At 54.7% G+C, this 4,146-nt stretch carries 6 protein-coding genes and 1 pseudogene; 2 read left to right on the forward strand and 5 right to left on the reverse strand.

Annotation, left to right across the window (positions count from 1 at the left end; genetic code table 11):
* From EI28_RS12030 to EI28_RS12040, 4 genes are all read right to left on the reverse strand, one after another.
* The coding region (locus EI28_RS12030) for an ACT domain-containing protein (protein ID WP_048115132.1) at positions 1-191 on the reverse strand (191 nt) is incomplete at its 3' end.
* A 102-nt stretch (positions 192-293) separates the two neighbouring features.
* Positions 294-455: a hypothetical protein gene (locus EI28_RS14185; RefSeq protein WP_155937417.1), complete on the reverse strand. Its 162-nt coding sequence runs from the start codon at positions 453-455 to the stop codon at positions 294-296.
* A gap of 168 nt (positions 456-623) precedes the next feature.
* On the reverse strand, positions 624-1,187 hold the full coding sequence (locus EI28_RS12035; protein WP_011845098.1) for a cysteine hydrolase family protein: 564 nt from the start codon (positions 1,185-1,187) through the stop codon (positions 624-626).
* Positions 1,184-1,666 carry a GNAT family N-acetyltransferase gene (locus tag EI28_RS12040; protein ID WP_048115133.1) on the reverse strand — a complete coding sequence of 161 codons (483 nt, stop codon included), beginning with the start codon at positions 1,664-1,666 and terminating at the stop codon, positions 1,184-1,186. Before EI28_RS12040 ends, EI28_RS12035 begins: the two co-directional genes overlap by 4 nt.
* A gap of 495 nt (positions 1,667-2,161) precedes the next feature.
* On the opposite strand from EI28_RS12040, the gene EI28_RS12045 reads away from it, so the two are divergent.
* Together EI28_RS12045 and EI28_RS12050 are read left to right on the forward strand one after the other, a co-directional pair.
* The gene (locus EI28_RS12045) at positions 2,162-3,316 is read left to right on the forward strand and encodes a Fic family protein (RefSeq protein ID WP_011845096.1); all 1,155 of its coding nucleotides are present in this window, start codon (positions 2,162-2,164) and stop codon (positions 3,314-3,316) included.
* A 10-nt stretch (positions 3,317-3,326) separates the two neighbouring features.
* Complete coding sequence (locus EI28_RS12050; protein ID WP_048115135.1) at positions 3,327-3,818, forward strand: putative immunity protein; 492 nt, start codon at positions 3,327-3,329, stop codon at positions 3,816-3,818.
* A gap of 27 nt (positions 3,819-3,845) precedes the next feature.
* Here EI28_RS12050 and EI28_RS15070 read toward each other — a convergent pair.
* Positions 3,846-4,146: pseudogene (locus EI28_RS15070) on the reverse strand (2'-5' RNA ligase family protein); the annotation flags it as partial.

Genomic DNA, 4,146 nt, shown 5'->3' on the forward strand with positions numbered 1-4,146 from the left:
TCGGTTACCATCCCGGCATACGGTTTTGTCGATCTGCCGGTATCGACGATCATCATCATATTGAAGTAGCCCTGCACGATCGTCTGCGAGATGTCCTCGACATTGACCTGGTTATCGGCAAGATACGTGCAGACCTTCGCGATAATGCCGACGGCATCCTTTCCGACGACGGTAATGATTGTCTTGCTCATGCCCTCTCCCGTCCTTGTGTGGGTATGGATAGGATGTACCGGTGATTCAAGGTTTGCCGGGGAGTGCCGTGAGATCATTCACCGGGAGATCGCGGACCGGTGTCACCCGGCCCCTTCCGGGGCCTGCCCGAAGACGATTGCGAGCAGGGGAAATACGATCAGACTGACCCCGACGTAGCCCAGGATACCGATGTTCCGGATACCCATACCGGCAAGCGCCGCGCCGATTAACCCCGCGAGGCTCTGTATGCCGCCGATGACCATAAGAATCTGGAGCGTTCTCTCCAGAACTCCGGTGCGGCAACGATCATCGGGAGGGGGGCAAGATGTCCCACGCGAGGATGTCCGGTGCATACACCACCGGCGGCCACTCAAAGGAGAAGAGGAAAGGAGCCCGCGAGAGTCCCGCGGACGTGATCAGGGGGAATACCGCTACCCATACGCAATTTCCAGCGACCGGATCCATTCTGCGGTCGTCATCACCTGCGAGAATCGCATCTGCTGGGTCACGAGGACTGCCCGGTGAAGGTCGGCATCGGAGATCGTCCCGGCCCGGTTGGTAACGGAGAGCGTCCCGGTGGCATCCGAGAGGAATTTCACGCCGTACCCGTTATGGAATGCCTGCCGGGCGGTCGAATCACAGCACATCTGGGACATGTAGCCGGAGATGGTCACGGAACTGACGGAATGTTCTCTAAGCCAGGCATCAAGGCCGGTATCGGTGAAGCTCCCCGGCAGAGCCTTCTCGATGAGCAGGTCATACGGCCGCTTCTTCACTTCGGGATGGAGTTCCCATGCCGGGGTTCCGGACCGGAACGACGGGGCATCCGGAACGGTGCTGGTGTGCCGGATCACCACGACCGGGACATCTGCAGCACGTGCGGCGTCCATCGCCTGAAGGATGCTGGTCAGGCTCGCCTTCGGGTATGTTATCGGCAGATTGCCGGAGAAATATTCGTTCTGGACGTCGATGACCAGTAATGCTTCTTTCATCATGAATCCACCCCGTAAAATGCAGTCCTGTTGATCTCCATCCGATAGAACTCCACAGGTTTTCCCTGGATCTCCTCTATGCACTCGCCGGTATTTCGGAAGTGCATCTCTTCATACAGTCTTTTTGCACGCGGATTATTCTTCCTTACGATAAGCCGGACGGCGCCGGTTGTAGCATCGGAAAATCCCTGCATGAGTGAGAGATATGCGACGGTTCTCCCTACCCCTCGCCCGCATCTCTCCGGGTGGAGTGCGATCCGGAACTCGGCAATGCCGCCGGGCTCTCGTGCAATGATCGAAAAACCGGCAATCGTTCCTTCATCGTCGGCGATAAGAATCTCCGCGTCGGGTTTTTGCGAGTATTCATCCAGCCAGCCCCTGTCTCTGAGCGCGTAATCGAGATCGCTGAATTCAGCTGGGTAGGGGGGCCATCCTTTGATGACGGCAATGTCGTCCTGGGTGATTTGACGAAGGAAGATCATTCTCGGTAGAACGTGATCTTATTGTTATTCGTTATTAGAGGTGACGGCGACTGACCATAAATATCGCTGTACGAAGAGATACTCTCGACTTGATCGCAAGAAGAGTGAAAAACCGGAAATATCCGGGGAGTTCAGGAAAACGGGGGTAATTCCGTCTCAGAACCTCTCTCCCACGCCCGTTTGCGACTGTGGTGCCGGTCCGGGGCTTCGGTCGCCCTGTGTAGGATATCCCACCAGTTCTCCGTTGCGGTGCTCCATGGGTGAGGCGGGTCTGTGTACGTCAACGCAGGTTGACTTAGAAGAGAGGTGTCGACGCTATGTCAACTTGCGTTGACTTAGAAGGGAGATGTCAATGCTACGTCAACCGGGATTGACATATACACCACTGCCTCTCTGTAAGTTACGTCTGGTTGACTTAGATTTCTGAATCGCGTCTAAGTCAACTTGTGTTGACTTGTAAGGCAATTTATATTGTTCTAGATTGAAGTGTACTGCATGGAGAGGTATCCCGATAATAGAGCGGGGGTCTTCGTCCGCCAAGATGGGTATGACGCGTTTATTCCGCACCCTTTACCGCCCCCGGACCTGGTTTTCGATGAGGGAATTCTCTATCTATTATCGAGAGCCGATGGCGCTCTTGCCCGCCTTGACGGAGTTACCCAGGTGCTCCCGAACCCGGACCTTTTCGTGGCGATGTACATTAAAAAGGAGGCGCTGTTAAGTTCGCAGATCGAGGGTACGCAGGCATCCCTTCAGGGTGTTCTCGAATTCGAAGCCCACATCCGGCCCAGAGACGACATCAACGAGATCCAGGAGGTCTTGAACTACATAAAAGCGCTTCATCACGGCATAGAGAAACTGGGGTTCTCACCCCTGTCTCTTGATCTGATGAATGAAATTCACCGCTTTTTGATTCAGGGGACGCGGGGATCGCATAAACTTCCAGGCCGGTTACGGCACGTTCAGAACTGGATCGGTGTACCGGGAGGAACCATCCAGGATGCAGTATTCGTTCCGCCGCCGCCGGAGCAGGTTCCGGGGCTTATGCAGGATCTGGAGCAATTTATCCAGAGCCACGATAGAACGCCGACGCTTGTGAAGGCTGCTCTCATCCACGCTCAACTGGAAACGATCCATCCGTACCTGGATGGCAACGGGAGAATGGGCCGGTTGATGATCACGTTTTATCTCTGCTCTAAGGACGTCCTGGCGAGGCCGCTGTTGTATCTCAGTTATTATCTGAAGAGAAATCGGGAGAAGTACTATACGCTCCTCAACGGCATCCGGTACCAGGGGAACTGGGAGGCGTGGCTGGAGTTTTTCCTTCAGGGCGTAATAGAGGTATCCAATAATTCCATCGAAACAGCAAAGAGAATCATTCAACTCAAGGAAACGCTGATTGAAAAATTGCTGGAGAACAATATCGGCGGCGTCAATGCGGTTAAACTGATCGATACGCTCTTTGATCACCCCATCATCACGATAGGGCAGATAACAGAGGAATTGCGCATCAGTCGTCAGGCCGCAACCAAGCTTGTAGGAAAATTCGAGGATATCGGTATCGTGGAAGAGATCACCGGGAAGGAACGGTATAAGCAGTACATGTTTGTGGATTACGTCAGGATCATTGAGGAAGGGACGCGAATATAGTTGATTGTCCATGAAGAAATACAGCAGACAGGATCAGACAACGATGGCGGCCTGGGCCGCGGACTGCGCCGAGCGGGTGCTTCCCCTCTTTGAAGCGGCCTATCCCGGGGACGACCGGCCGCGGAGGGCCATCGAGGTATGCCGCACCTGGGTCAGGACGGGCGTGTTCAGGATGGCCGAGATCCGCGGGGCTTCGCTCGCCGCCCATGCCGCCGCCCGCGAAGCGAAGGGAAACGACGCGGCTCACTTCGCCGCCCGTGCCGCGGGCCAGGCGGTGGCGACAGCGCACGTCCCCCAGCACGCCTACGGGGGTGCGTACTATGCCCTGAAGGCCGTCGCGGCGGCCGACCCGGCGAATGCCGCGGTGAGTGTTGATGCGGAGCGGGAGTGGCAGGCGGAGCGGCTCCCCGGGGGGCTGCGGGAGGAGATCATGGAGAGGATTGTTGTTGTGGAGCGCGGGGGCGTGGTTGTTGTTAAATTGAGGAAGGGGGAGGGGTTTTGAGGGTCTTATTGGTGATGGCAACAGGCTCTATGGTTTTCCTAACGTTGATCTAATAAAACTAAAAATGGTCTGAACTATACTATGACTCTCCTCTTTTTGGACATTGATTCTCTGTTCAGGTATACTATCTTGAGGTTTTAATTTCACATTCGGATCGTAATTTCCCTTAAAGAAATCATCGAGAAGTTGAAACGTACGTGATAGCAACCGCCCGTCAAGTGCTTCACTTCGATTCAGCAATCGCCGCTGTAGAAAGTCATATTCACAAAGTATTTTCCCATTTTTCAGGAGGGTTGCCCGAATCATGTAGTGCTTGTATTTTGGCTTG

The sequence above is a fragment of the Methanoculleus sp. MH98A genome (assembly GCF_000691865.1).
In the GTDB taxonomy this organism is placed as follows: Archaea; Halobacteriota; Methanomicrobia; order Methanomicrobiales; family Methanoculleaceae; genus Methanoculleus.

What these genes read in the sequence shown, in the direction of transcription:
- EI28_RS12045 (WP_011845096.1), top strand. Translation starts at nt 2,162, where the DNA reads ATGGAGAGGTATCCCGATAATAGAGCGGGGGTCTTCGTCCGCCAAGAT.
- EI28_RS14185 (WP_155937417.1), bottom strand. Translation starts at nt 455, where the DNA reads ATGGTCATCGGCGGCATACAGAGCCTCGCGGGGTTAATCGGCGCGGCG.
- EI28_RS12050 (WP_048115135.1), top strand. Translation starts at nt 3,327, where the DNA reads ATGAAGAAATACAGCAGACAGGATCAGACAACGATGGCGGCCTGGGCC.
- EI28_RS12040 (WP_048115133.1), bottom strand. Translation starts at nt 1,666, where the DNA reads ATGATCTTCCTTCGTCAAATCACCCAGGACGACATTGCCGTCATCAAA.
- EI28_RS12035 (WP_011845098.1), bottom strand. Translation starts at nt 1,187, where the DNA reads ATGATGAAAGAAGCATTACTGGTCATCGACGTCCAGAACGAATATTTC.